The 26,742-nt window shown below is 40.3% G+C and carries 21 protein-coding genes and 1 pseudogene; 5 read left to right on the top strand and 17 right to left on the bottom strand.

Translation table 11 applies throughout. The annotated features are described in order from the left end of the window. Positions 1–123: 123 nt before the first annotated feature. From ESV85_RS06420 to ESV85_RS06375, 10 genes are all read right to left on the bottom strand, one after another. A complete protein-coding gene (locus ESV85_RS06420) occupies positions 124–1,845 on the bottom strand; it encodes a sodium:solute symporter (protein WP_146915859.1) in 1,722 nt (573 codons plus the stop codon). A gap of 103 nt (positions 1,846–1,948) precedes the next feature. Continuing rightward, positions 1,949–4,405, bottom strand: a complete 2,457-nt coding sequence (locus ESV85_RS06415; RefSeq protein WP_146915857.1) for a PIG-L family deacetylase — start codon at positions 4,403–4,405, stop codon at positions 1,949–1,951. 82 nt (positions 4,406–4,487) lie between these two features. Then, positions 4,488–5,618, bottom strand: a complete 1,131-nt coding sequence (locus ESV85_RS06410; protein WP_191321950.1) for an acyloxyacyl hydrolase — start codon at positions 5,616–5,618, stop codon at positions 4,488–4,490. 176 nt (positions 5,619–5,794) lie between these two features. Next, entirely contained in the window at positions 5,795–7,006 is a 1,212-nt protein-coding gene (locus tag ESV85_RS06405; protein ID WP_146915853.1) for a tetratricopeptide repeat protein, read from the bottom strand. Positions 7,007–7,033: 27 nt separating this feature from the next. Continuing rightward, positions 7,034–9,604, bottom strand: a complete 2,571-nt coding sequence (gyrA, locus tag ESV85_RS06400; protein ID WP_146915851.1) for a DNA gyrase subunit A — start codon at positions 9,602–9,604, stop codon at positions 7,034–7,036. 96 nt (positions 9,605–9,700) lie between these two features. Further along, on the bottom strand, positions 9,701–10,723 hold the full coding sequence (locus tag ESV85_RS06395; RefSeq protein WP_146915849.1) for a hypothetical protein: 1,023 nt from the start codon (positions 10,721–10,723) through the stop codon (positions 9,701–9,703). Between the two features lie 94 nt (positions 10,724–10,817). Further along, positions 10,818–11,327, bottom strand: coding sequence for a hypothetical protein (locus ESV85_RS06390; protein ID WP_146915847.1), 510 nt, complete (start codon positions 11,325–11,327; stop codon positions 10,818–10,820). Positions 11,328–11,440: 113 nt separating this feature from the next. After that, positions 11,441–12,100, bottom strand: coding sequence for a ribulose-phosphate 3-epimerase (rpe, locus tag ESV85_RS06385; protein WP_146915845.1), 660 nt, complete (start codon positions 12,098–12,100; stop codon positions 11,441–11,443). Positions 12,101–12,154: 54 nt separating this feature from the next. Then, positions 12,155–13,819 (bottom strand): S8 family serine peptidase, encoded by a 1,665-nt coding sequence (locus ESV85_RS06380; protein WP_146915843.1) that lies wholly within the window; start codon positions 13,817–13,819, stop codon positions 12,155–12,157. Further along, on the bottom strand, positions 13,806–14,465 hold the full coding sequence (locus ESV85_RS06375; RefSeq protein WP_146915841.1) for a hypothetical protein: 660 nt from the start codon (positions 14,463–14,465) through the stop codon (positions 13,806–13,808). The genes ESV85_RS06380 and ESV85_RS06375 overlap by 14 nt, the downstream gene beginning before the upstream one ends. Before the next feature lie 128 nt (positions 14,466–14,593). On the opposite strand from ESV85_RS06375, the gene ESV85_RS06370 reads away from it, so the two are divergent. Beyond that, complete coding sequence (locus tag ESV85_RS06370) at positions 14,594–15,214, top strand: phosphoribosylanthranilate isomerase (protein WP_146915839.1); 621 nt, start codon at positions 14,594–14,596, stop codon at positions 15,212–15,214. Between the two features lie 79 nt (positions 15,215–15,293). On the opposite strand, the gene ESV85_RS06365 is transcribed toward ESV85_RS06370, so the two are convergent. The 5 genes from ESV85_RS06365 to ESV85_RS06345 all read right to left on the bottom strand — a co-directional run bounded on the left by ESV85_RS06365 (position 15,294) and on the right by ESV85_RS06345 (position 21,715). Then, a complete protein-coding gene (locus ESV85_RS06365) occupies positions 15,294–16,247 on the bottom strand; it encodes an aldo/keto reductase (protein ID WP_146915837.1) in 954 nt (317 codons plus the stop codon). 183 nt (positions 16,248–16,430) lie between these two features. After that, on the bottom strand, positions 16,431–17,837 hold the full coding sequence (locus tag ESV85_RS06360) for an NAD-dependent epimerase/dehydratase family protein (RefSeq protein ID WP_146915835.1): 1,407 nt from the start codon (positions 17,835–17,837) through the stop codon (positions 16,431–16,433). 54 nt (positions 17,838–17,891) lie between these two features. Further along, entirely contained in the window at positions 17,892–19,262 is a 1,371-nt protein-coding gene (locus ESV85_RS06355; protein ID WP_223275922.1) for a putative oxidoreductase C-terminal domain-containing protein, read from the bottom strand. 12 nt (positions 19,263–19,274) lie between these two features. Then, a complete protein-coding gene (locus tag ESV85_RS06350) occupies positions 19,275–20,645 on the bottom strand; it encodes a Gfo/Idh/MocA family protein (protein ID WP_146915834.1) in 1,371 nt (456 codons plus the stop codon). 101 nt (positions 20,646–20,746) lie between these two features. Beyond that, entirely contained in the window at positions 20,747–21,715 is a 969-nt protein-coding gene (locus ESV85_RS06345; RefSeq protein WP_146915832.1) for a PmoA family protein, read from the bottom strand. 80 nt (positions 21,716–21,795) lie between these two features. On the opposite strand from ESV85_RS06345, the gene ESV85_RS06340 reads away from it, so the two are divergent. After that, positions 21,796–22,722, top strand: a complete 927-nt coding sequence (locus ESV85_RS06340; RefSeq protein WP_146915830.1) for a ThuA domain-containing protein — start codon at positions 21,796–21,798, stop codon at positions 22,720–22,722. Between the two features lie 81 nt (positions 22,723–22,803). Here ESV85_RS06340 and ESV85_RS06335 read toward each other — a convergent pair whose 3' ends face one another. Together ESV85_RS06335 and ESV85_RS06330 are read right to left on the bottom strand one after the other, a co-directional pair. Continuing rightward, positions 22,804–23,145 (bottom strand): zinc ribbon domain-containing protein YjdM, encoded by a 342-nt coding sequence (locus ESV85_RS06335; protein ID WP_146915828.1) that lies wholly within the window; start codon positions 23,143–23,145, stop codon positions 22,804–22,806. Between the two features lie 75 nt (positions 23,146–23,220). After that, positions 23,221–24,471 carry a protoporphyrinogen/coproporphyrinogen oxidase gene (locus ESV85_RS06330; RefSeq protein WP_146915826.1) on the bottom strand — a complete coding sequence of 417 codons (1,251 nt, stop codon included), beginning with the start codon at positions 24,469–24,471 and terminating at the stop codon, positions 23,221–23,223. Between the two features lie 403 nt (positions 24,472–24,874). Between ESV85_RS06330 and ESV85_RS06325 the strand changes: the two are divergent. The 3 genes and pseudogenes from ESV85_RS06325 to ESV85_RS06315 all read left to right on the top strand — a co-directional run. Next, positions 24,875–25,102: pseudogene (locus ESV85_RS06325) on the top strand (MazG nucleotide pyrophosphohydrolase domain-containing protein); the annotation flags it as partial. Between the two features lie 102 nt (positions 25,103–25,204). Continuing rightward, positions 25,205–25,963: an SDR family NAD(P)-dependent oxidoreductase gene (locus ESV85_RS06320; protein WP_146915822.1), complete on the top strand. Its 759-nt coding sequence runs from the start codon at positions 25,205–25,207 to the stop codon at positions 25,961–25,963. A 5-nt stretch (positions 25,964–25,968) separates the two neighbouring features. Continuing rightward, positions 25,969–26,730: a PIG-L deacetylase family protein gene (locus tag ESV85_RS06315; protein ID WP_146915820.1), complete on the top strand. Its 762-nt coding sequence runs from the start codon at positions 25,969–25,971 to the stop codon at positions 26,728–26,730. Positions 26,731–26,742 lie beyond the last annotated feature (12 nt).

The following is a 26,742-nucleotide window of genomic DNA, read 5'->3' as shown; positions in this document are numbered from 1 at the left end:
TTGTATTTACAAAAGAGAGATGACGGTTTTTGAATCGAGATTTATGTCGTCCTAAGCACTTGAGAGACGAGAGTCTCGAAATCGAAGGATCCTCGACTCCGCTAGGATTGACACAACTTATACTTATTCCTCAGAAGCTGTTTTACCTGGAATCACCAATTGAATCACAGCAGCAAAGAGCATGACAGCAAGGCATCCAATCGGATTGTACCAAAGAAATCCAATATCCCAAAGGTTACCATCAGCCAAGTCTCCATTACTGAAATGCACAAATAAAACCAGTGCTTGAGATAGCAAAGCAGCTATAAATACTGCTTGACCTTTCACCCATTTCATAAAAAAGGCAACCAAGAAAATACCAAGAATTGTCCCATAAAACAGAGATCCGAGTAGGTTTACAGCCTGTATCAAATTCTCAAACAAAGAAGCATAAGTAGCAAAGAGTATGGCACCAAGTCCCCAGAATGCAGTAAATAACTTCGAGGATTTCAAGTAATGCTTATCACTTGCCCCTTTTTTGATGGATCGCTTATACAAATCAATGGTGGTAGTTGAACCAAGCGCATTGAGCTCAGAGGCTGTAGAAGACATCGCTGCAGAGAAGATCACAGCAAAGAGCAGCCCTATGATTCCCTTTGGTAAATTATCCATTACAAAGCGCATAAATACGTAATCCGTATCTCTGGTCTCAGCCACAGGATCATTTGTTACGATCAAATCCTTCACATCATCACGGATCGCCTTCTGCTCTGATTTTAAGATGGTTAATTTCTCACGAATTTCAGTTTCTCTTCCTAAATCTTCCTGCTCTATTGCATCAAGCATATCTAAATAGGATGCTTTACTTTTTTCAAAGTTCTCCGCGTAATCCGCTTCCAATCCCTCGAACTCACCAGCATATTCACTTTGGCGAAGCTTATCTGTTTGCACCGTATTAAATACTACAGGAGGCAAAAAGAATTGATAAAACACAAATACCATCACTCCTATAAATAGAATAATGAACTGCATGGGAATCTTTAAGAATCCATTCATGATCAAGCCCATCCTACTCTGGGAAAGTGTCTGACCAGAAAGATAGCGCTGTACCTGACTTTGATCTGTACCGAAATAAGAGAGGAAAAGAAAAACTGCTGCGGTCATTCCTGACCAAACGTTATAACGATCAGAGATATCAAACTCGAAGTTGACCATGTTCAACTTATCCATCTTTCCCGCGACATGCATAGCTTCCTGGAAGGAAATAGGAAGCATTTGAATAACGATTATTCCGGCCAAAATCATCCCGCCCATCATCACAGCCATTTGCTGCTTTTGCGTGATAGACACCGCTTCTGTGCCGCCTGAAACGGTATAAAGAATCACCACAGACCCGATCAGAATATTAGTAGCCGTTAGATTCCAACCAAGTAAGGTCGAAAGTATAATCGCTGGAGCATAGATGGTAATTCCTGCCGCTAAGCCTCGCTGTATGATAAAAAGCAAAGCAGCCAAAGTTCGCGTTTTGAGATCAAATCGGTTCTCCAGAAACTCGTACGCGGTGTATACTTTCAGCTTGTAATAAATCGGAATGAAAACCACCGAGATGATAATCATGGCAAGCGGTAAACCAAAATAGAATTGTATGAACCTCATACCATCCTCGTATGCTTGTCCTGGCGTACTTAGGAAAGTAATTGCCGAAGCCTGAGTCGCCATGATCGACAAACCTATAGACCACCAGTTCATTGAATTTTTACCGCGTAAGTAAGAATCCAGACTCTTTGGCCCGTAAGTTTTGTAAATACCATAAGTGGCAATGAGTGCCAAAGTCCCAAAAAGTACTACCCAATCTAATGTACTCATGCGTAGGCTACTTTAAGCCAATAAAATAAGGCCATCAAAATAAAAAGGCATGCTATCAACCCAGCGTAAAGGTATTTCCAACGTATCTGTTTCTCCTCCAAAACTATTGCTCGATCAAATTGATGAATAATTTAGTCGCGCCAGGCACACCAGCCGGTAACTCTCTAAAGAATGAGATACCTGTATAGATATATGTTCCTTTACCATACTTCGCATAGATCAAGGAGCCATTCAGAGGATCTTCACCTGGATCTTGAAATGTAAGTGGAGTGGAATATTCCGGAGCTATATCTGCTTCAAAATACAATCCTCTTTCCTGAATCCATCCATCAAAATCAGTTGTGGTTATCTGATTTGGTCCAGCCAAAATCGGATGCTCCCAGTCTGCTGTAAAAGGAGAATTTTCCACTGTAACCCGATCTCTACTAATCTCAAAAGGATAAGGCCCAAGATTCTCTATCAATAATGGTCGACTCACATTGTACTGCACTACTACAGTTCCTCCATTCTCAACATACGCCATTAAGTTCTGTTGGTTGGCGGCCAGCTCTGAATTCGTATTGTAAGCTCTGATTCCCACCACAATACTTTTGTATTGAGAAAGATTTGCTAAACTAAAATCAGAGATCTGAGTCACTTGATAACCCAAAGAAGAAAGAACTGCAGGTACGTCGTCCCCTGCTCCCATGATGTAGCCAATTTTCGCACCAGACACCTTCCAATCCTCCTGAATTAAATTCATGGAAGCAGGTGAAAAATACGTCAAATTAGGAATGTGTTTATAGGATATCCGATGAGTGATTTGATCATAAACCTTCTTATCAGCAGTGGTAAACTGAGCTACTACTTCTCTCTTTTCATTTTTATTTAGCTTGAAAGAAACACTGTAGACCTTTTTCTTTTGACTGATATTGTCTTCTATTCCTACAATTTCAAATTCAGATTTCTTAAGATTTTTGAATGACAATTCTCCTTTCTTTACATCATCACTGAAATTCACTGTCACAGTAACAATTGGATTTACTCCAGAAATCAAAAACACGTTCTCATCAGAGACTTCCAAATCAATTTCTGGAACTATGGTAAATGGTTGCTTCACTTCTCCGTCCACCTGATCATTGTATTTGTACTCTAATGGAATGGAAACTTTGAACTCCTGCAGATTAATTTTGAAAGTTAAATCACCACCAACCTTCATATCATTGAAGGGCTTGCCAATCATATGCTGATCTTTCACATCATAGATCGCATCTACTACTGGATTTACAAGCCAATAAGGCTGTGACAAAGGGGCTTTTTCGGCAATCTTATATTCGACAGGAATTTGCAATGGCTTGTTATTATCAACGGTATTGCTAATTGCATGATAATCAGTATCATTTACCTGTAAAGAAACATCTGTAATCAATACAACAGAGGGATTATTAAGCATCAGGTTTGCTTTGATTGTTTCTCCTGCATAACCCAGCTCTTGATTTGTCACGAACTCCATTTTCAATCCTAAGACCTCAAAAATCAATTCATCTAGTTTCGCTTTCTTTTCCAAAACCCATGAGGTTTTGGAATTAAGAGCTAAAAGTTTAGATCGAATCTCCATCATTGATTTCAGGTTGACAGGAGGATTTTTAAAGTCAAACTTATCAATTGCACTTTGGATCATAGTCTCTATTTCGATACCACCAGGTATCTCCTTCCAGCGGTCTGGAATCCCTTCGAAGGCAGATTTTTCAAATGATTCACCTTTGATAAATTGTAGATGATCTTCAGCTCCCCCTATTCCGGCTGTAGCTCCAAAACCCTGTGATTTATGCATGGTTCGACTATTTGCAGCAATTTGGCTATAGGTTTCTCCTAAGAGGCTATTAAATCCGCCAACCTGGAATACAGCATATTTTTCAGTTTCTATAGCTTTAAATTCCCCTCCAAAATTATATGAGTTCCAAAAGATTCTTCGGGGCTGCCAAGTATCCACATATTTCAACTGCTCTGGGAAAGAATTTGCGTCTGCCGCCAATTCAAACGCTTCCTCAGCCAAAATAGCTGAAGTGGTGTGATGTCCATGATTGCCTCCTGGCACAGTGTTGAATCGTGTAATAATAATATCAGGCCTAAAATTCCTTACAACCCAAACTACATCTGAAAGCACTTTTTCTTTATCCCAATTTTGCAGGGTTTCATCAGGGTTTTTTGAATAGCCAAAATCCATGGCTCTTGTAAAAAATTGTCTACCGCCATCCGTTTCGCGGGCACGTAATAGTTCCTGAGTTCGGATCTGACCAAGTTCAATTCCTAGTTCCTTCCCGAGCAAATTCTGTCCCCCATCTCCCCGAGTCAAACTTAAATAAGCAACTTGCACATGCTCCCCATTACCAAGAGCAGCAATCAAGCGGGTGTTTTCATCATCTGGATGTGCAGCGATGTACAACACTCTTTTTGTTTCCTTGAGCTGTAATAGCTGATGGTAAATCTCCGAGGATGGAATAGTTTGGGAAACACAGATCAAACTGCTTAGCGAGAAGGAGAGAAATGCTAAATATCTAAGCAAAATAGGCTTGGTCATAAATGGGTGTAATTTATAGCTACAAGCTAGAACAAGCCTAATGGAAATAAAAATGTTTTTTGATTAAAGGAGCTACAATCTCTTAACGATGTATAATTTCTTGCACTTTACCTGGAATGGTATACCCTAAAGTAAATTCAAAAAAGTCAGCCTTTGCTTTATGTGCTTTGATCTGAACCCCTGCGAACACGTTTGTATTTATCCTATATCTCACACCTATTCTCTCGTAGTAGCTGGTTGTTTCCTGATTATAATGCGCTTTGTTTACATAAACACCTATTGCTACGGGCATATACAATCGGTCTGTTAGTTTCCATTCCCAAGAGCCTACCACTGCGAAGGAGTTAGAGTCTAAAAATGTAATATTCTCGTTAGGATATCTGTCTCGCGCTCCGGCTCCATAAAACCAATCTACTCCAAGTCCACCTCTATATTTATGAGAAAGTTCCCATAGGTAATTCACACCCAAACCACCTCTGAAATAAGCTCTCTGTCCCACATCATAGCTTTTCACTCCTGTGTAAGCGGCAATATTCCAATATCCTCTTTTCTCTAATGCAGGAAACTGAGGCTTAGGACCGGGATTGAACTCTTCCTTATCTAGATTCATTCGAAGTCCAATCGCAATGGGAATAAAATTAATACCTGCGTTTGGCTTATTAATCGAACCATTAGAATAGTGCTTGGTACCCACAGAAGTGAAGGCTCCAAAAGAATCAGAAAATTGATAAGAAGCTTTAAACCCAAAGTGAATGTGTGCATTAACTGCCGTACCTACGAAGCCATTCATAGGATTTGTTTCAGCATCGTATGGATTCATATTGAAACCCAATCCAATTTGAGCATAATAGCTAAAATTGAGTTTACGATGGAAATCATTCCTGCCAAAGGGAAATTCGCCAAACGCGTAAACTCCCATGGGCCTGCCTATTTCAGAGTAGTAATTTAGGGCAGACGTAAAGCCTAAGCCATAGCTTGGGTATCTATTAATGTAATTGAGGTAAGTGTTCTTATCACTCCTCCAGCCAAGTCTAGCATCCACTCCTGAATAGGCAATTTTATTAATCAGTTCTTCAGCCCAATCCTTTTGGTTTCCGACAATTGGTCCTTGATCGTAAGAAACTTCAATAAACTTCTTTGATTGCGCAGCAACTTGACAGGAAATTAATCCAAAAAGTATACAAGTTAAAATCGGCCCTATTTGCAATCGCATAGATACTGTGAACATTCTGTTGGTAAAGATATAGATATTGTAAAAGCCAGCCTATCAATTTTATACGCTACCCAAAGTCAATAGAGTGCTTGACTTAACTGATTTTGGAAATATCCCCACATAAAAAAGCCTCTGAATTATATTCAGAGGCTTTAATTCAAATAGTAATATAAGAATTACATATTTTCTTGCCAGTTGGCACCTTTCAATTCGATCAACATCTTGTTGTACTTATCAGCTTCCGCATCGTTTTTCAATCGAGCATGAACTCTAAATAATATGGCCATCAAGTCAGTATTATCAGGTCTGATTTCCAATGCTTTTTCGAAATATGGAACCGCCTCTTGGTAGTGAAGGTTTGCTTCCTCTCCCATTGATTTAGATCTAGCTTCCCATTGATCATCAGAAAGCGAATTCAATTCAGCAAGAATTTCTCTTGACTTCTCCAACAATAGTGCACCAGTGTAATAGTTACCATCGTAGAAAGTTGGATCAGCTACAACAGACTTTTTGTAATCTTCAAGCGCACCATCTATATCTCCAGACTGCTCTTTCAAATAACCTGATCTCAAAAGGATTCCAGCATTATTTGGATCATTCTTCAAAGCCTCTTGAATTGACGCCATTGCCTCATCCATTTTGTTCAATTGAAGCAATAGTTGGATCTCATACTCAGCAAGGATTTTATCTTCAGGATATTCTTCTCTAGCAGCCATTACCATATCGTAAGATGCTTCTGGATTTTGCTCTTCACCACTTAAAATTTGAACCAGTAAGTAGTAAACAGTCAATTTGTTATATTCTGGAACTTCAAGTAGGTATTCGAAGTGTTTCTTTGCTTCGTCAAACATCCCTAGATCATTTGCAATGAAACCAGCATTGTAATGAATGGTCGTATCACTTAGATCTACTTGGCCAGCTAAGTCAAAGAATTGGTAAGCCATTTCTTTATCATCTTCATTATATCTTTCTCCTCCTTTATCGAACGCTACATTTTTAAATGTATTGATCGTGTAAGGTCTAAGGTTTTCAGGAACACCTGGTAGATCATCAGCATAGATATCTTTACCTACACCTTCTGATTTGTTACTTCCACTCATTTCGAATGCCTTCATAAAGGTAGCCAATGCAGCTTCTCCTATTTTTAAAGTTGATTCTGTATTGGAAGAATCAGAACCAAACATTTTGGTTTCGATCTGAGCTTTTAATAGATAGGTGGTAGGATCACTTCCAGTTTCCGGATCGTTACTTGCAGCCTCCACATCGGTCATCGCAGCAGCAAGATCTCCAGATTTGAAGTTCTTCTCAGCGGAGCGAACCACTTTTTTTTGTGCAAAAGCCAGAGTCGTTGCACCGATCAAGGCCATTGATAGAATTAGCTTCTTCATTTTAGCGTATTTTTCTTGTTTGGTTGGTTATTCGATTATTTCATTTGGCTCATCGGAAGAGTCTTCGGATTCATCAGTTGAAGACTCATCAGTAGCTGTTTCAGAATTTTCATCTGTAACTATTGTTGCATCTTCCACTTCCTCCACTTCTTCTTTTGATATTTTCTCTACGGAAGAAATTTCATCATTTTCTCCGATTTTAATCAATCTTACTCCTTGAGTAGCTCTTCCCATGATTCGAAGTCCATCCACAGAAATACGAATGGTGATCCCCGATCTGTTGATGATCATCAAATCATCAGTCTCTACTACTTCTTTGATTGCAACTAGCGTTCCGGTTTTCTCTGTTACACTCATTGCTTTCACTCCTTTACCTCCACGATTGGTGATTCTATATTCGTCGAGACTAGAGCGCTTACCGTAACCTTTTTCGGAAACTACGAGCAACGTTGCATTTTCTTCAGATGCACATACCATGCCAATAACATAATCGTTATCATCATTTAACTTGATAGCCTTTACCCCTGTAGCTGTACGCCCCATAGGTCTCACAGCTGTTTCGTTGAAATGAATGGCTCTTCCGGATTTAGCAGCAATCACAATATGCTGATTGCCATTCGTCATCTCTACCTTCACCAATTGATCATCTTCACGTATATTCAATGCAATGATACCGTTGGTTCTTGGACGGCTATATTGTTCTAGCGTAGTCTTCTTGATAATACCACGCTTAGTCACCATCACTAGGAAGTGGTTGTTCAGATAATCCTGATTATTCAAATCTGCTACCTGAATGATAGAACGTATCTTATCATCCTGCTCGATACTAATCAAGTTCTGAATTGGTCTTCCTTTAGAAGTCTTTGATCCTTCAGGAATAGCGTAGGTTTTTAACCAGAATAATTTCGCTTTATCTGTAAAGATCAATAGGTAATTATGCGTAGATGCAGTAAATAAATACTCCGTGAAATCATCTTGCTTGGTACTTACACCACGCGATCCAACTCCTCCTCTACCTTGTGTTCTATATTCTGAAAGCGCAGTACGCTTCACATATCCTTCATGAGAAACAGTGATAATCACTTCCTCATTTGGAATCATATCTTCATAGCTGAAATCTTCCGCATTATGCTCTATTTCAGTTCTTCTATCATCAGCATAGCGAGTTTTCATTTCTGCAAGCTCCTCTTTGATGATCTCCATTCTCCTATCTTCGCTGGCAAGAATCTCTTTGAGTTCTCCGATCAGAGCCATGATATCGTCATACTCTTTAATGATCTTGTCGCGCTCCATTCCAGTCAATCGCTGTAGTCTCATATCGAGGATAGCTCTTGCTTGAATTTCACTCAATTCAAATCTCTCCATCAAGCTATTTCTAGCTGTCTCAGGATCTGCAGAATTTCTGATCAATGAAATCACTTCGTCCAAATGATCTAATGCGATCAAATAACCTTGGAGTATGTGTGCTCTTTTCTCTGCTTCTCTTAATTCATATTCAGTTCTACGAATCACTACCTCATGGCGGTGATTGACAAAGTGAACAATCATATCCTTCAAGTTCAGCGTATAAGGTCTGCCTTTTACCAAGGCAACATTATTCACTGAGAATGAAGTCTGTAGCTGTGTATGCTTATAAAGGTTATTTAGTACAACACTAGATATAGCGTCGCGCTTCAGTTCATAAACAATTCGCATTCCTGAGCGATCAGACTCATCACGAATTGCAGAGATCCCTTCGATTTTCTTTTCATTGATTAGCGCAGCAGTTTTCTCTACCATGCTAGCCTTATTCACCATGTATGGAATCTCGGTGATGATAATCATCTCCTTGCTTCCACCATCTTTGACTTCCACATTGGCTTTGCCACGCATCACTACTCTTCCACGACCAGTTTCAAACGCAGCTTTCACTCCATTATAACCGTAGATAATTCCTCCAGTAGGAAAATCAGGAGCAACGATATGCACCATCAATTCTTCGATAGTAATATCATTGTTGTCGATGTAGGCTGCAATCCCGTCAATTACTTCTCCAAGATTGTGAGGGGCCATATTTGTCGCCATACCTACAGCAATACCTGATGCACCGTTCAATAGAAGTGCTGGAATTTTTGCTGGCAATACAACTGGCTCCTTTAGGGAGTCATCAAAGTTGAATTGGAAATCTACTGTCTCCTTGTTGATATCCACCAAAAGCTCCTCGGCAATACGCTTCAGTCTAGCTTCGGTATAACGCATCGCTGCAGGATTATCTCCATCGACAGAACCAAAGTTACCCTGGCCATCCACCAAAGGATATCTCAGAGACCAAGGCTGTGCCATACGAACCATCGTTTCGTAAACAGCAGAGTCACCATGTGGGTGATACTTACCGAGTACCTCACCGACAATTCTGGCCGATTTCTTATGGGGCTTGTTATGTAATACTCCCAGTTCCTGCATCCCAAAAAGGATTCTACGGTGTACTGGTTTTAGTCCGTCACGGACATCAGGAAGCGCTCTTGAAACAATAACCGACATCGAATAATCGATGTAGGCACCACGCATTTCCTCTTCAATGTTAATGGGTATGATGTTCTCGTTTTCTCCTTGAGCCATATAATGCTATTCACGGGGTCGATTAAGGCTGCAAGATAGTAAAAACAGACTGGTTTTGAAAAGAGATTACAAAGACCAAACAGGATAATCAGGACTTTAGTACCACTGTCCGACTTTCCTGTTCTGAAAATTGAAAATTCCGCTACCTCTAACCTCGATTCCATTGTGCATATGTTTCATCACAACTCCACAGCCTCCAATTTTGCAACGCTTAGTTCCAGGAAATGTAACTGCCACCCCAACTTGCATTGCATATACTTTTTGATCAAGGTCTTGAACCTCCGAAAAATCAGATGCCGCGTAGGTGAATTTGCGGAAATCTGCTCCTCCTTTTATAAAGACTTTGGTGTAGTCAGAGAAATCACGTTCGATTCTAAGTCCAAGTCCATAGTAATTCTTGTCAGATACGGCCAGTCTTGGCACATAAGGATTAGGGCCACCGTCTAATGCTGCATCATAAGCGTTCTTCAGCTTCAACTTTCCAAATTCTGCTTCAAACACAAAACGCCAAGGATAATTCTGTCTAGCTCTCTGCTTTAGTTCCGACATCATGTAAAGATTGGAAGAAGAGTAATTTCTATACCTCCAATTCAAAAATGCCCTTCTTCTATTGGCATCATAAAGCACGAGTCCCACAGTACCGTAGAGTTTGTTCACCTGGTATGTAGCACCTTCAAAATCAAACTGATAATCTCCGCCTTGCATCGGTGCCAGATTTCCCCATTCCTGACCAAAACCTCCACCAATAGTCAAAAGATTGAAAAGGTTAATTCTCATTCCACCGTTCCAGTTTGGAATTACCCAATCTCCACCTGTCATATCAAGCGGTTTTTCTTCAGAAATATCCAAAGGATCCCCTTCTAAATTTTGATAGCGAGAAAAAGGGTAAAGGGCTGGTGCTTCTGAATAAAAGCTAGTACCAAATTGCTGGTAGGCACCACCTCCAGAAAGCTCGACACTGAACATTTCCAACACGTTCCTAGCAACATTGCCTAGGCCAGACTCACTTTTAGGGCTTTTGGCTTTCTGGGATATCCCAAAAATATCGTCATCCTGTGCAAACACAGCTGTTAGAACAAAACAAAGAATAATGGAAAGGGGTAGCTTTTTGAAATTCATACTTTTATAAACGAAGGCTTGATACTCTTGGTGTGAAATTAAAAAAAAATGCCTCCCAATTGGGAGGCATCTTCATAATATCTTGAATTAAATCCTAATTTCCGTCTTTAGGCTCAGGAGTATCTTCTTTCTCAGCTTCTTGCTTAGCTTTCATTTCAGCTATCATACTGTCTAATTTCTCTTTTACAGCTGGATCCTCTTTAGTTGCAGCCAATACTTTATTGTAAGTACCTGCTCCAAGGACTTCCTCGTCCATAATCAAATTTGTTTTAAATTCTTTTAAAACTCCTTGTTGAGAATCTTGAAAAGCTTGAATTTCCTCATAAGCAGCTTTTTCTTCATCAGTAACTTTAGCTTCAGTCATTTTTGCCTCATCACCCCAAGCAGCCTTGATCTCATTATATCTTGCACCACCTTGGAAAATCTCGTTTTCCATAATCATGGATTTCATTTTTTCAGTTCTAGAATTTAGAAAATCATAAAATTGAACCTCCATACTTGCATATTTAGCCAAGTCTTCATCTGTGACTTTCTCCTCATCTTGTGCGTAAGCAGCAAGTCCAAGGAACGCGAATAGCGCTCCAAACAACAATACTTTTTTCATAAACTATCTGATTTTAATTTCTGTATAATGCTCAATAAAAAGCTCTGAAGCCAAAAATTCAAATAATGATGATGCTTTTTAAGGTTTTTTATGATAAATGGTCAGTGTGAAGGTCAAACCAAGCGAATTGATTTAAGCTGGCTGATAGTCTGAACGGGATCAGAGGAATTGAACACAAAACTTCCTGCTACAAATACATCAGCTCCTGCGGTAAGCAGCTTGGGAGCATTTTGAAGATTCACTCCCCCATCAATTTCAATCTTTGTCTTAGCTCCTTTGGCAAGAATCAAATCCTTCAATCTCGATACTTTCGAATAGGTATTTTCAATAAATTTCTGTCCGCCAAACCCAGGGTTTACCGACATGATAATTACTTGATCAATATCCTGAATTACGTCCGAGAGTAATTCCACTGGCGTATGAGGATTGATGGCTACACCAGCTTTTGCTCCTAAATCGTGAATGGCTTGTAGCGTGCGATGAAGATGATTACATGCCTCATAATGGACTGATATCACTTCTGCGCCTGCATTTCTAAAAGCTTCCAAGTAATTGTCAGGATTCACAATCATCAAATGTATATCCAGAGGCTTTTTGGCATGACGATGAATTGCCTCCGTCACTGGAATACCAAATGAAATATTCGGAACAAAGACGCCATCCATTATATCCACATGGATGTAATCAGCCTCAGATAAATTCAGCATTTCTACTTCTCTTTGAAGATTTGCAAAATCAGCAGCTAGAATGGATGGGGCTATTAAAGGAGACATGCGTATGTTTTTGTTTCTGTAAAAAAGGTAAAATATTAGGCCGTGCCCAAATTCTTACTGTCTTATTAATTTGCTTCGCTTGATCAAAGTGGAGTCATGCATCTGAATCACATATATTCCTGACTTGACTCCCTCCAAAAGAATTCTGAAAGGTTCTTGGACAGTTGATCTGTTAAGAGTTTCACTTTGTAATGTTCGACCGTTAAGATCGATAAGCGAAAATTCTGCTCTTAGACTAGTACCAAAGTGGATATTCAACTCATCACTTAGAATCGGGTTGGGATAGACTTTCCAGGACACTACTTCTTCATTATCATCCACAGCCAGTATTTCTCCATAAAGTGCCGCTAGGAAATTTGGAATACCAAAGCCTAACATATTATCTGGCTCTGAGGCTTGTGTTCCACTATTCAACAAACTTTCTATTAATTCATCCTTTGTCCACTCAGGTTTAGCTCCCCAAAGTCCTGCAGCCATAGCCGAAATCTGAGGAGCAGAAAAGGATGTTCCGTTCGAAAACCCTACATCACCAGTTGATCTGATCAATGCTGTACCATCTCCAAAAGCTGCCAAGTCAGGCTTGATTCTTCCATCTCCAGTCGGTCCGCGAGAACTGAAACTAGAAACATTCAGCTCTTTATTAACAGATCCAATCGCTAGAATTCCTTTGGCATCTGAAGGTGAATTTAATGTCGATTGGGATGGACCACTGTTTCCTGCACTGTTTACTATAAGTATTCCTTTGCTCGCTGCGATAGTGGCTCCTCTCGCGATGATAGTAGTCTCCCCGTCCAAATCTGCCACTGTGTAGTTCATCGTCGGATCATCGAAGTCCCAATACCCAACAGAACTACTGATTATATCTGTACCTAGGCTATCTGCATATTCTGCGGCACGAACCCAGTTGTATTCTTCCACCCAATATTCCGTAGCAATCTCCTCGGTCATCGCAAGTATGTAAGTTGCATCAGGTGCTCCAGCCAGCATTTTCCCTGGTTCTTTGGAAGCGATGAGAGAGAGTACATTTGTCCCGTGCTGATTGTCGGAATACACATTCTGATTCCATGGTCTCACAAAATCTCTGGTGGCGATGATCTGTCCATTTGTTTGCAAATGAACCAAAGGACTAGCAGTATTGGCACCCGGAAATCCTGCGTCAAAAACTGCGATGGTTACACCTTTGCCGGTATAACCTTCCTCATGCATTTTATCTATCCCAAGCAGTGAATTTTGGAAGTCATATGTTTCTTCATTTGTTGCCAAAACACGTGCGCTTTCGCTAGTTGGCATACGAAGTTTACTCTTACCAGCAATATTACTATTTGCTTCAATTTTAGCATTTGGATTGGGAACAAAGCCTCTACCCACCAACTCTACTCTATCCACAAACGGCAAGGCTTCTAGTTCTGCTACTCCGGCTTCATCTGTCACGAGCAGGGTAGCATTAAACCACTTGCTGGAGTAGAGGATATAAGTTGCCTTCTCGGAGACGGCATCCACATATTTCTGCGAAACAGGAAGATCCAAACTATCAGGAGCCACAGCTTCTCTACTTCTACGATTCAATGCTTTTTGACTTAAAAATTCCGATGGTTGGGAAAGGGAAAGACTTTCCTGAGGCTTAAACTTGTAGAACACAGCATAACGATCCTGCGCAGCTGCATTCCAAGAAAATGCTATTCCAATCAAGAAACAGGTTAAAAATTTAATCTTTCCCATTTTCGATCAATTTCATATGAACTTTAAAACCTGAATCTATCAACATATCTCCCAAACAATCATTTCTAGAGCAGTAAGTCAATACTTCATCATACTTTTCCGCTAATCCTACACCTTTCTCATACACTTCATAACGGATATCTCTATACGTCACCAGGTCATCACTCTCCTCCTGATTCACCCGAATAGAATTACCGGAACTGATAAGTTCAAATTCATCTTCTGCTTGATTTCTGTATACATTTCCGTTCCAGACTGATCCATTTTTCGGTGGAAACACCAAGGTAACCAATGGTTGATTTTCTATAGTCCTCACCAGTCCACGATCCCGCTGAATCAGTGTGTATTCCAAGATATTACTCCATTCTGTATTCGTAGAAGACTTAGAACGTTGCACTATGTACACTACTTCGCCTTCCTCGTTTGTATAAAAACTCCTGATCCGATCTTTATAATAAAACTGCATCTGTTCTGAATCATTTTCACCAAAATAAGTAGTCTGATCTACCTCATAGACCCAAAACAAGCCAATTTCCAAAGGCTGGAATTCATAGCCTTGATCCACTTGTCCTTCTTCTATTTCCCGATCACAAGCGGTGAAAAATGTAAGTACTACTAATACAAGTATGGATAGGAGTTTATTCATTGTGCCTTTCAATGACTAAAAATACTAGGATTTTCTCAATTATCAGGTAAGGACGAATTGATACAGTTTCGAAATACTTTTTTCTAGCCAATCATCCTGATTATCTTAGCCGATTCAAAATTTGAACCATGGCTTTAAGCACTTTTGTAAAAATAAGCGGTATTACCAATCTTTCTGATGCTAGGTATTGTGCCGGAATGTATGTGGATTTACTGGGCTTTTCCCTAGAAAGAGAATCTGATATATTCATCACCCCTGCTCAGTTTAATGAAATTACGGGATGGGTTTCCGGTCTTGAATTTGTCGGCGAATTTGTCACCTACAAATTACCTGAAGTTCAGGAAACGCTGGTGAATTACCCAAGTGTAAAATGGATCGAACACGATAGAATCGAACCTCTTGTAGAGTTTGAAGGCAAAGGATACGGTTTGATCTATAAAATGGATTTGCAAGAAGTCAGACAAATAGAACAAGAAGTGGCTGAGAAACTCAATGAATCCGGAATCATTTTTCATATCACCTCAGATCACGAAGAACTGGATGAAGAGGACTTGAATGCGATCAAGCTAATCAGCGCACATTGCAGAGTTGTATTGGGAGTAGGAATAACTGCTCAGAATGTACAGGAGTTAATTGATACGCTAAATCTATATGGCATCTCTCTTACCGGCGGAAATGAAATCAAACCTGGCCTGAAAGACTTTGATGAGCTTGCGGATATTTTGGAAGCACTGGAGATTGAGGATTAATTTCTCATTAGTACATATCAGTAAAAAGGCTATTGGATTGGATCCAATAGCCTTTTTTGATATCGTTTTACTTTGAAAACTACTCTTGATCGAACAAATCCGAAGATTCATAAGGGCTATTATCGCCTATGAATAATGCACCATCTATAAACCTGTGATTAACTCCAATGTCACGTAACTCCATCATATCGTGATCATCAAGCTTGACTTCAGCAGCTGCCAAGTTGCCGATAATTCGCTCTTGGTTTACTGACTTTGGAATCACTGCTATATCTCTGGCTATTGACCAAGCAATAAGAATCTGGCCCACACCAACTTTGTGCTTATTTGCTATTTCTTTAACGACTGGATCTACCAATAACTTCGGGTCGTTTTCATGTCTCTCAGCCCTAGAATCAGGAGAACCTAAAGGTGAATATGCAGTCATCAATATTCCATGCTCAGCACAAAACTCAACCAAGCCTTTTTGAGGAAGATAAGGTTGCATTTCTACTTGATTCATTTCAGGCTTTTGACCACCTACCTCAAACAATTCATTGAGCTTGTTTTTGTTGAAATTCGAAACACCAATATGCTTTACAAGACCCTTTTCTTTTAACTCTTGCATGCCTTTCCAAGTCTCAGAAATAGACACTTCATCATAGGTATAAAAGTCCTCTCTGCTGCCTGGAAATCCAACTTCTGCCTTAAAGGCTATCGGCCAGTGAATCAAATACAAATCCACATAATCCAATTTTAGATCAGAAAGTGTTTTTCCCAAAGCTGGAAGTACCTGATCTTTTTTATGCGAATTATTCCAAAGCTTGGAAGTCACAAAAAGCTCTTCCCGCTTCACTAGTCCTTCGGAAATTGCTTTTGCTATGCCCTCTCCTACTTCATTTTCATTCTGATAAACTGCCGCACAATCTATATGTCGATAGCCAGCCTCAATAGCCCAGTAAACGGCCTGACTAACTTCTCCAGTCTTACTTTTCCAAGTCCCTAATCCTACAATCGGAAGTTTATCTCCGTTTTTAAAGCTTAAATATTTCATATGTTTAAAATTTGTTTTTTAAAGGCCATCTCGATAACCATCGCGAGGAATCTCGCATGCTAAATAATAATTCCCGTGTATGAGTCCTGAGTCATGCCTGTCTGCCTCATGCAGGCTCGATTTCATGTTTTTAAAAATTTAGATTTTTGGTATGAGTTTAATATAAAGCAAATAACCCTGTTCTTAGTTCACTCGATTCTCCAAATATTTCTTAAATCTATTCATTACCCAAAGGTGAATTTTAGCCTGGGTATTTACATAGATAAGCCAAGGTAATCTTGGCACAAACTCATGGATGGCTGAAATAATATATCTATTGTCCAATACTCCACGAAACTCCAACCAACCATGATCAAATCTCTGCACAAGCCAGCCTCCGGATATGTAAAACAACTGACGATTTACCTCGCTTCTATCAGGGATGAGCGTCAGCTGTAGCATTGGCTTTTTACTCCAGAGGAGAAAAAAAGCAATTTCTCCACTATCCATCATTTTTCCATTGATCCAAAACTTGAAAAATGTAGGAAGCCAGATGTTGTATCTATGTGCAACCCAAGTCGCAGAGTCTCCATGAGGATTTGGCATACGCTGAATACTGCGAACCGTATTCTTGACTTTTTCCAAAGGATAAAAACTTGGATTTTTCAGTTCGATATCTGAATCAAGTGCTGCTCTTACTGACTCCTCATAGGATAGGTAATCAATAGGCTTTTCCTTGAACTTCAATTCCTCTGACACCGTCAAAGTATGCTTTAAACTTTCCACTAATGGAGAAACCAATTGAGGTGGGGATTCACCAAAAAAACCGACCCAGAGCTTGGAAAGCCCTAAAGAGAAGACTGGAACGGAAAAAACCAATCTCTTTTTACCCAACTCTTTGGCTGTGACTTCCAGCATATTTCTGTAAGAAATCACTTCGGGATTTCCTATTTCTATTGCCTTCCCAAATACATTTTCATTACCAACACAGGTATCAATAATATCCAAAGTATCCCGAAGTGAGATTGGCTGAGTCAAAGACTCAGTCCACTGCGGGCACATAAGAACCGGTAGGTTTTTTACCAGATTCTTAATCATATCAAAAGAGGAACCACCAGGACCTACGATGATTGAAGCACGAATAGCAGTAAGCTTGGCGGATCGAGCTCCTAAGGTTTGCTCTACTTCCAAGCGACTTTTCAAATGTCTGGATAGACTTTCACCAGTTTCCTTGGGCAAAAGACCACCCAGATAAATAATCTGCTTTACATTATTTATATGCGCAGCACGACTAAAATTATCCGCTAAAAGTAAATCAGTATCCTCAAAACTTCCTTGATTCAAACGAGTAGACGCATTCATAGAATGCACTAAATAAATTGCTACATCCACTCCTTTCAAAACCTCAACCGTACTGGATATTGAATACAATTCTACCTGTTTCCAAGTCACTTCCGGATATGGATTATCCTTGACCTTGCTTCTACTTAAGGCAACGATATTGTATTTGTGGCGAAAATGATGAATGAACCAACGGCCCACATATCCTCCCGCACCTGCTATGGCTACAGTTGGTTTAGACAAAGAAATAGGTTGATCAGTTAATTCCATAAGTAATAGCTTAACTAACCAACCTATTAATTGGTGTTCATGTTTAGGATAACCTTAGTTTTCTTCAGCTTTTACTAAAGCTTCTGTAGTAGTAAAATACTTTACTATCATATTTGGAACCTCCCAAGAAGGCATATTCTTTTTGGTGAAATACTCCAAATACTTCTCAGTGACCTGAGCAAAATGAGCTTCATGGCCATTGTGATAGGTTGCTGGGATAATCACTTTGTATTTTCCAGTACTGATTTTCTCTAAATCCAAACCTGGAAAACGACCTTGAAGTTTCTCCTTCACAAGGCTATTCAATGCTTCGTCCTGTCCATCCAAAAGCTCTACATATAAAGTAGCGACATATTTCTCTGCAGCACCCTGCTGAATAATCAGATTCGCCTTTGTGCCACGCATCAGGCTATAATGTGTATCCGCAGCTCCTTCCGGTGCCTGATAATTCCAGATCACACTTACTTTGGAATGAACTCCTTTCAGGGTATAATTCATCTCACCGTTACTGTTGACGCTGAGCTTATTATCCGATACGTTTTTCTGCAGAAACTCAGGAAACTCAGCCTCGCCAGTTACGAGCTTAAATTGATCCAAATCCAGATCTGTAGACCAAAGCCTTGCCGTCTGCATCTGCACATCAGCTGTGTCTAGTGTGACGCCTGGAAAAGCCTCCCACTGGATCAAATCCACCAAGTGAGTAGTCACATCCACGATACCTGTTCCTTCTATATCCGTATCAAAGAACCAATCTGGTCTGATCAAGGGATTTCCAGAGACATACTTGAAGAAGTGATGCACAGACTCTTTAGTAATCGCAGGATTCTCAAGGGTTCCTTTTTCCAATTCTCCGAAAACGTCAGGAACCATAGAAAGCTCCTTCTGCAATATAGTACTGATCTCAAAACGCTCAGTCATGATATCGTAAAGCAGCAGATCCTTTTTGCCAGCTTCTTCAAAAGTCTTTACCAACTTCTGAAACCCACTTTTATTAATCACCAAAGGCTTATCAGCATAGACGTTGATTCCATTAGAAATGGCGGCAGAGATATAATCAATCTTTCGATCATTCTTACCTGCTACCATCATTACATTTCCAGGCTTGGTAGAGATCATTTTCTCCAAATAATCATCACCAGTGCTCACCTGCAAATTCCAGGCAGTAGGCTCTACTTCACGATTATTGTAGCCAGCAAGGCGATTCATATAGTCCTTCAGTTCTGCTCCTTCAGGCGCAAAAACGTAGACGGTAGAATCTACTTGTGGATACATGGATTTGTGAATCAGGCCTGCGTGAAAATGCCCCGGATCCAAGGACATAATCGTGATCTCAGAAGTTGATTCAGTTGCTTGACTCACGCTTTCTTTATTTTCGCAGGAAAATAATATTCCTGCTGCAATAGCTACTAGAGTAGTATTTTTCAAAATAATTTATAATTAAACTTTCACATAATTAGTACCATAAGGTGCTCTCTGTGGTCTTTCCAACATTGAGTTTGCTTCGGCATCGTTAATGAATTTCTCCGCTTTAGCATCCCACTCTAGCTTTCTACCCAACTTCATAGAGATATGAGTAAGCAAACAAACAGAACAAGAGCGATGACCAATTTCTACCGGAGAAAGCAATTCATTATTACCCTGAATAGCTCCAAGCCAGTTGCCATGATGCTCATCACTTCTTATCAACTGAATTTCGTCAGGACCAATCACCGATTGCAAGATCTTAGGATCAGAAGCGTCTAACGCTTTGGCGCTATTTCCTTGGGCTACTGGATCAGAAGAAGAAGCTACATAACTACCACGAGACACCCAAATCCATCCTTCTGTACCTTCGTAGCGGATACCATTTGGATAACCACCACTAGTATACATGGTGATGCCATTGTCGTATTCAGCTTTAGCCATGAAATCCCCATGGACATCCCAAAGTCCTGATTGTGGAAACTCAGCTACGGCTTGAATATATCGCGGACCAGTCAATTCTGTATCCATTCCCCAAGCTGCAGAATCGTAATGATGCTGACCCCAGCCAGTGATCATCCCTGCACCAAACTGCTCTCTTCTCAACCAACCTGGTCTGCCATAGCCTGTAGCTGGATGAACACCTATTTCAGTGTAAGGTACTTCTGGAGTTGACCCCAACCACATGTCGTAATTCAAATTTGAAGGAATTGGCATTGCGGCAGCTTCAGGTCCTGCTGGATCTCCAGGAAGACCAACTTTCACTGTGTGAAGTCTTCCAATTCTACCATTTCTTACTAGTTCTGCAGCGATTCTAAATTGCTCACTGGATCTTTGCTGTGTACCCAATTGTAGTACAGTTCCAGATTTTTTCACAGCATCTACTAGTTGTCTACCTTCTCGAATAGTCAAGGAAGTTGGCTTTTGCACGTAGACATGCTTACCTGCCAAGGAAGCCTCCATGGCTGGCTGGGAATGCCAGTGATCCGGGGTACTTATTACGATTGCATCTATATCCTTATTCTGAAGCATATCCTTGTAGTCTCCGTATTGAGTTACGTCAAGGTATGCTTTACCCATTTTTTTGGTGTAGTAATCTTCCACTAGCTTTTTACCGTCAGCCATACGGTTACTATCCAAATCTGATACAGCAATAATTCGCGCCACATCATGGCGCAACACACCTGGTAAATCATGTTCACGAGCTATTCTACCACAACCAATTTGACCTATATTGATTTTATTACTAGGTGCATTTTTTCCGAAAACTGAAGCCGGAACAATCGTAGGAAATCCGATTACTGCACTAGCTAGGGCGCTGTTCTTAATAAATTCTCTTCTTTTCATAGTTGATAGGGGTTACTAGTGCGGTTTTATTGTTATTTTTTCTTGGTAACACATGCGCAAATCAATACTAGGAATAAGGGCTGCGCTATTTAGTGTCAGAACTATTTTACAAATGCTCTCCAATAGGACTCTGCTTCATCTGCGGTCATCTTACCGTCATAGACAATCATCCGGTATTTTAGCGTGTAGCGTTGATTAGGCTTTATCTCCCAAGACTCATGTCTGATCGGCGTGAATTCAACAAACATATTACTTTCTCCCTCATATTGATCTTCCGGCCAAACACGAAGTGGCTCAGGGTGGGATTTATTGGTGTTGTGACTTAGAAACAAAATACCACTTTCTCCAGATGCATCATCTGTTTCACCTTGTACGATGACCCATTTGGCGTTGGTACCGTCTGCTGTCTTTCTTTGATCCCCTTCTGAAGTGAGAACGGTACTATTATCTTTCCCCCATCTTTCAGTGGCACGGAATCCTATTCCACCTCCATAGCGATAATCATCGAGAAGGATCCCTCCTGGTATTTTAGTCTCAATGGTACTTGTATAATCCACCATATATCGACCTTTGTCAGCCGGTTTTACTTTGATGCGAAGATCTTCAGCAATAGCTAAACGCTCAGACTCTGGAGCTTTAAGGTCAATGTGATTTTGTCTCACATTAAGTTCAGCTGCTCCACCTGCTTCTTTTTTAGAAAGCACATGGGAAAAGTCAACTCTCCCCTTTCCATCTCCTAGATTCCAGAAATCAACTTCTCTCCCACTGATGGTAGCACGGGTCCATGGACCCCAAATTCCATAGTGATGATAATGGTCTTTTGGCTGGATTCTAGTGAGAACTTGTCCTGATGGGGATTTTAATGGGTGTATAAATCCGGATTTTGCAAAATCTTTTTTAATGCCTTCAGGTACGTCTTCAGTAGCCGTTTGATAAGTCAGAACAGACTGATTACCAATCACGAAATCAATTCCGTTAGTTGTCTCTTTTAACTCTACTTTTTGCCCATAAGCGACCCCCATTAAACATAGGTAAATCGCTGGTACACAGAAAATTCTTTTGAATATCATATAAAAATCAGGTTATTGGGATTGAATTTTAAAGATATAGAATTCTAAATTATCGATTAACCCATTCATCCAATTACCTCATGAAGAAGATTATTATCTACGGAATCGTTTTCCTAGCCAGTGTCAATATTGCTCTTGCACAAAACCCAAAAGAGATTCCGTTGGATCAAGCCTGGAAAGACAAAATCAGTGAACTAGCTCCAGAAAAGGCCAATTTTCCATTTAAAAAGAAAAAGAAAATCCTTGTCTTCTCAATGCATACAGGCTTCTGGCATTGGGTGAATCCCCACACGCAAGCGATGATTCAGATTATTTCTGACAAAAGCGGGACATTCGATGTGACTACCAGTACGGACATCGCTATGATGGAAAAAGACAAACTCAAGGAATTTGACGCAGTCGTTTTTAACAATACTAATTCCAAGCCTGAATACAGAAACTTATTCGTCGATAAGATCAGTGAAGATGCTTCATTGGATAGCGCTACAGTATGGGCTCAAGCAAATAAATTGGAGAACAACATCATAGAATATGTGAAAAAAGGAGGAGGAATCCTGCTTGTTCACGGCGGTGATACCATGCTTAATAACTCTATGGAGTTCTCCAAACTAACAGGTGGTAGCTTCGATTATCATACGAAACAGCAAGCATTCCAAGTAAGAATTGAAGATCCTACTCATCCATTGACTAAATCACTTCCAGCTGATGGTTATAATCACGTGGACGAGCCTTACTTCTACAAGAATGCATATGATGAATTGGATTTCCATCCATTGACATATTTCAACAATGCTGAGATCGAAGGTCAGAGAAAGGGTCAGGAGAAAACTTCAGGCAAAACTTATGTGTCTTGGATCAGAAAAGACGGCAAAGGAAGAGCGATGTACATTTCTACTTCTCACAATGCGCAAAGCTTTGAAAATGCTGCTATTCTTGCCTATTTCTTGGATGCACTTCAGTATGTAGCTGGAGATTTAAAAGTGGATGAAACACCGATTGGTAAGTAAAAAAAATTAAAAAAGAGAAGTTTGAAATACGAGGTACGAGCTATAAAATTCCTACTTCGTAATTCAAACTTTTTATTTGGATTAAGCTTTCTTCACAAACTCACTCTTCAGCGCCATAGAACCAAAACCGTCGATCTTACAGTCGATGTTGTGATCACCCTCTACTAGGCGAATACTCTTTACTTTTGTACCTGCTTTGATTGGTTTTGGAGCTCCTTTTACCGGCAAATCCTTGACTATAGTCACCGCATCACCATCAGCCAGTACAGTTCCATTCGCATCTTTAACTACTAGTCCTTCAGCTACTTCTTCTTGAACTTCGCCATGAGTCCATTCAAAACCGCACTCTGGGCAGATTAGCTTTTCATCCAATTCGTAGCCATAAGGCGAGTTACATGCGGGGCAAGGAGGTATATTTTCCATGCCGCGAAGTTAATGGAAAATTTCAGTAGCCGAGGAAATTGGCTAGGCCCAATTAGATTCTACGCGTCAAAAACCTTAATAAACTGGCATGTAGCTATGCACCACAGCCTCGGCCGCTATTCTTCCTGAAGCCATTGCTGCATTTATCGAACCGTTCAATAGGTAATCACCCGCCAAGAATACCTGATCAGAAATCTTACACTCCGTAAATGGAATAGTACCCTTCACATCGTCAACCGTAGGAATAGCATAGTTGATATAATAAGACTTTACAAATTTGAAGTACTCCGCATTGATACGGGAAAGTGTTTCCAACTCTAACTGCACGGCTTTAATCAACTCTTTCTCTTTCAGATCAGTTGCTAAGATTGATACAGAAAGCAATGCTCTTCCATTTTTGGAATATGCAGGTGAAACATCACTCATAAACACCAAGTTATTGATCAGATGGTTTTCTCCAGGTATCAGACCTAACATCGCTCTATTCACGAATGATTTATGTAAGGAAAAATAAAGAGTGATTACTGACTTAGGCTGAGAAAATTGACCATCCAATTGCGCCATAAACTTATCTGGCTGTGTCGCGATGATTATGCGATCAGCTTGAATACGCTCTCCATTTTCCAAATCAATCTGTGTTCCTTGAATGGCTTTTACTTTAGTATTGAATAAGAACTCTGTTGAGTACAAACGCTTCTTGAGCATTTTTGGAATCTCGATCATACCATTTGAAGGTATCGCTCCCATTCCCTCCGAAAACATTTTGAAGGTAAACTCGAACATTCTGGAGGAAGTTTTCAGATCTTTTTCCAAGAATATCCCGCGAAAAAATGGCTTGAAAAAATTAGTAATAATCTGCTCTGTGAAACCATACTCCTTCAAATACTGATAGGTAGGAATGGAAGGTTCATTGAATATTTCTTCCAAGCTCTTTTTCTTGAGCAACTGAGTAAGGCTAAATATTTTCACCTTGTCAAAAAAACTACCTACATGTGAAAATGCCATGTTCACCACTTTAAGCGGGTTTCGGAGGGGATCAGAAACTATGAAAGTATCGGTAGGTCCAAATATTATTGCTCCTGGCTCGAAATACTTAAGATTTAAAGCCGCAAAATCCAGATACTTTCTTGCTTCGGGATAGGCTGTTAATAGTACCTGAAAGCCATGATCCAAGAGGAAACCATCCACTTCATCAGTTTTCATGCGACCACCAATCCCTTGACTTCCTTCCAAAATCACCGGCGAGTACCCAGCTTTCTCCAATTCTATTGCAGCAACCAAGCCTGCTACACCAGCACCGATAATATATATTTTTTGATCTTTCATGAATTCATATTCTAAGTAAATAAGCCGATTAGGGTGCTTTGTTTAATCTAAAACCTAACACATTCCTGTAGCTATTGTTTATTGAATTCTACCATTCAAAAAAGATAATTATTGAAGAGTACTTAAAGCCATGAGAAAGTCTCATAAGATGCTCTATCCCATAACTATTGTATTTCCGATCATAAAGAACTTCAGCATCTCAAGGTAAATTATCTATAAAAATCACCACTCCCCTAAGGAATCCCTAACAAATAATATTGTACTAAAACATTTCCCAGATTTTCAATATCGTATTGTAAGATTTCCAAAATCAGAGAAGCAATACTGCAGACCTCCTTTTTCTTTGCAATTTCTAGCGAACACTGAGACAATGATAGATTTGCCTCAGTACTTACTTTATCAGGATATGACGATCCTGATGGAGGAAGTAGGGGAGCTCGCTCGGATTATGTCGAGAACTTATGGAGAACAATCCTTCAAAGAATCGAACAACCGAAAAGACCTGGGCGATCAAATGGCTGATGTGCTTTGGGTTTTGATTTGTCTTACCAATCAGACAGGTGTGGATCTGACCGAAGCTTTGAAAAAGAACTTCGAGAAGGAAAATGTCCGTGATCTGGATCGTTATTAGAATAATGAGAAATTGAAGTAAATTACATGCTGGCACGAGACTATTGCACATGTCACTACACGACTTTAGGATAAAAAGTCATTTCTTAATAAACCCCAAAAAATGAGATTGAAAGGAAAAACAGCCATCATAACCGGAGCTACAAGTGGAATGGGAAAGGCCATGGCCGAACGATTTGTCAGCGAAGGGGCTTCCGTAATTTTGAGTGGTCGTGATGAGCTTCGAGGTAAGGATTTGGAAAAAAATCTAATTCAACAGGGTGGAAAGGCCGTTTTTATTGAAGGGGATATTTCTCAAATAGCTATAAATGAAACGTTGGTTCGAGAGGCTATTCAAAATTTCGGTAAGCTGGATATAGTCGTAACAAATGCCGGAAAGTTAGGATTGGGATCGGTGACGGATATTTCCTTTGAAGAATGGAATGAAACCATAAGTGCCAATCTGAATTCCGTATTTTATCTGAGTCGGTTCGCGATTCCTGAGATGCAGAAAAATGGCAAGGGAGTTATCCTCGCGAATAGTTCAATTGCAGCGTTTAAAAGTTTCCCCAACCATGCAGCCTATTGTGCGAGCAAAGCAGCTTTGGTTGCGTTGGTGAAAGAAATGGCATTGGATTATGGACCAACAATCCGTGTGAATACAATTTGTCCCGGTCCGGTCGATACCCCTTTGATTTGGGATTCAGCCAAAGCATTTGACGACCCTGATACCATCGTGCAGCAAACAGCCAATAATACATTGATGAAGCGCCTTGGACGTCCGGAAGATATTGCTTCGCTGGCTTTGTTTCTGGTTTCCGATGAAGCATCCTGGATAACCGGTTCGGCTTACACAATTGATGGGGGAATTTTAGTAAAGTAAGAGCCATGAATCAAAAAACTACACGAAGACAATTCTTCAAAAAAGCATCACTGGTAAGTTTGGCGACTTTGCCTCTTTCTGCGCTTGCTCAGACAAAACCAGAAAATCAAATCACCAAACTGAAAGTGATTTGTGTCGGTGGCCATCCGGACGATCCGGAAAGCGGCTGTGGAGGTACTTTGGCAAAGTTTAGTGCAAAAGGCCATGATGTGAAAGTCTTGTATCTGACCCGTGGAGAAGGAGGAATTGAAGGAAAATCAGCCAATGAGGCTGCAAGTATCCGAACCAAAGAAGCGGAAGCAGCTTGTGCGATTCTAAAAGTGCAGCATTCCTTTCTCGGCCAGGTAGATGGCAACACGATGGTAAATAATGAGTGGATAGCCAAGATGACTGAGTTCATGGAAAACGAAAAACCGGATTTGGTTTTTACGCAGTGGCCCATAGATTCTCATAGAGATCATCAGGCAGCAAGTATGCTGACCATGCAAGCAGGATTGAGAACTAAGAGGGAATTCCAGATTTATTTTTACGAAGTTTGTACCGGTGAGCAAACAATGACATTTCATCCCACAGATTATGTGGATATTTCGAATGAACAGGAAACCAAACGAAAGGCTTTATTCTGTCATGTAAGTCAGGATCCTGTCGGAATCTATGCCTGCGGGCATGAAGCGATGGAGAAGTTTCGAGGGATGGAAGCCGGTGTGCCAGCTGCCGAAGCTTTTGTCAAACTCAATGGCAAAAACTCTCCCTCCTCAATCCTGTAATTGACCTTTGCT

Source organism: Algoriphagus aquimarinus, from assembly GCF_007997215.1.
Classification (GTDB): Bacteria; Bacteroidota; Bacteroidia; order Cytophagales; family Cyclobacteriaceae; genus Algoriphagus; species Algoriphagus aquimarinus_A.
Note: the sequence above shows the minus strand (reverse complement) of the source record. Positions and strands in the feature narration are given on the sequence as shown.

What these genes read in the sequence shown, in the direction of transcription:
- ESV85_RS06420 (WP_146915859.1), bottom strand. Translation starts at nt 1,845, where the DNA reads ATGAGTACATTAGATTGGGTAGTACTTTTTGGGACTTTGGCACTCATT.
- ESV85_RS06415 (WP_146915857.1), bottom strand. Translation starts at nt 4,405, where the DNA reads ATGACCAAGCCTATTTTGCTTAGATATTTAGCATTTCTCTCCTTCTCG.
- ESV85_RS06410 (WP_191321950.1), bottom strand. Translation starts at nt 5,618, where the DNA reads ATGCGATTGCAAATAGGGCCGATTTTAACTTGTATACTTTTTGGATTA.
- ESV85_RS06405 (WP_146915853.1), bottom strand. Translation starts at nt 7,006, where the DNA reads ATGAAGAAGCTAATTCTATCAATGGCCTTGATCGGTGCAACGACTCTG.
- gyrA (WP_146915851.1), bottom strand. Translation starts at nt 9,604, where the DNA reads ATGGCTCAAGGAGAAAACGAGAACATCATACCCATTAACATTGAAGAG.
- ESV85_RS06395 (WP_146915849.1), bottom strand. Translation starts at nt 10,723, where the DNA reads ATGAATTTCAAAAAGCTACCCCTTTCCATTATTCTTTGTTTTGTTCTA.
- ESV85_RS06390 (WP_146915847.1), bottom strand. Translation starts at nt 11,327, where the DNA reads ATGAAAAAAGTATTGTTGTTTGGAGCGCTATTCGCGTTCCTTGGACTT.
- rpe (WP_146915845.1), bottom strand. Translation starts at nt 12,100, where the DNA reads ATGTCTCCTTTAATAGCCCCATCCATTCTAGCTGCTGATTTTGCAAAT.
- ESV85_RS06380 (WP_146915843.1), bottom strand. Translation starts at nt 13,819, where the DNA reads ATGGGAAAGATTAAATTTTTAACCTGTTTCTTGATTGGAATAGCATTT.
- ESV85_RS06375 (WP_146915841.1), bottom strand. Translation starts at nt 14,465, where the DNA reads ATGAATAAACTCCTATCCATACTTGTATTAGTAGTACTTACATTTTTC.
- ESV85_RS06370 (WP_146915839.1), top strand. Translation starts at nt 14,594, where the DNA reads ATGGCTTTAAGCACTTTTGTAAAAATAAGCGGTATTACCAATCTTTCT.
- ESV85_RS06365 (WP_146915837.1), bottom strand. Translation starts at nt 16,247, where the DNA reads ATGAAATATTTAAGCTTTAAAAACGGAGATAAACTTCCGATTGTAGGA.
- ESV85_RS06360 (WP_146915835.1), bottom strand. Translation starts at nt 17,837, where the DNA reads ATGGAATTAACTGATCAACCTATTTCTTTGTCTAAACCAACTGTAGCC.
- ESV85_RS06350 (WP_146915834.1), bottom strand. Translation starts at nt 20,645, where the DNA reads ATGAAAAGAAGAGAATTTATTAAGAACAGCGCCCTAGCTAGTGCAGTA.
- ESV85_RS06345 (WP_146915832.1), bottom strand. Translation starts at nt 21,715, where the DNA reads ATGATATTCAAAAGAATTTTCTGTGTACCAGCGATTTACCTATGTTTA.
- ESV85_RS06340 (WP_146915830.1), top strand. Translation starts at nt 21,796, where the DNA reads ATGAAGAAGATTATTATCTACGGAATCGTTTTCCTAGCCAGTGTCAAT.
- ESV85_RS06335 (WP_146915828.1), bottom strand. Translation starts at nt 23,145, where the DNA reads ATGGAAAATATACCTCCTTGCCCCGCATGTAACTCGCCTTATGGCTAC.
- ESV85_RS06330 (WP_146915826.1), bottom strand. Translation starts at nt 24,471, where the DNA reads ATGAAAGATCAAAAAATATATATTATCGGTGCTGGTGTAGCAGGCTTG.
- ESV85_RS06320 (WP_146915822.1), top strand. Translation starts at nt 25,205, where the DNA reads ATGAGATTGAAAGGAAAAACAGCCATCATAACCGGAGCTACAAGTGGA.
- ESV85_RS06315 (WP_146915820.1), top strand. Translation starts at nt 25,969, where the DNA reads ATGAATCAAAAAACTACACGAAGACAATTCTTCAAAAAAGCATCACTG.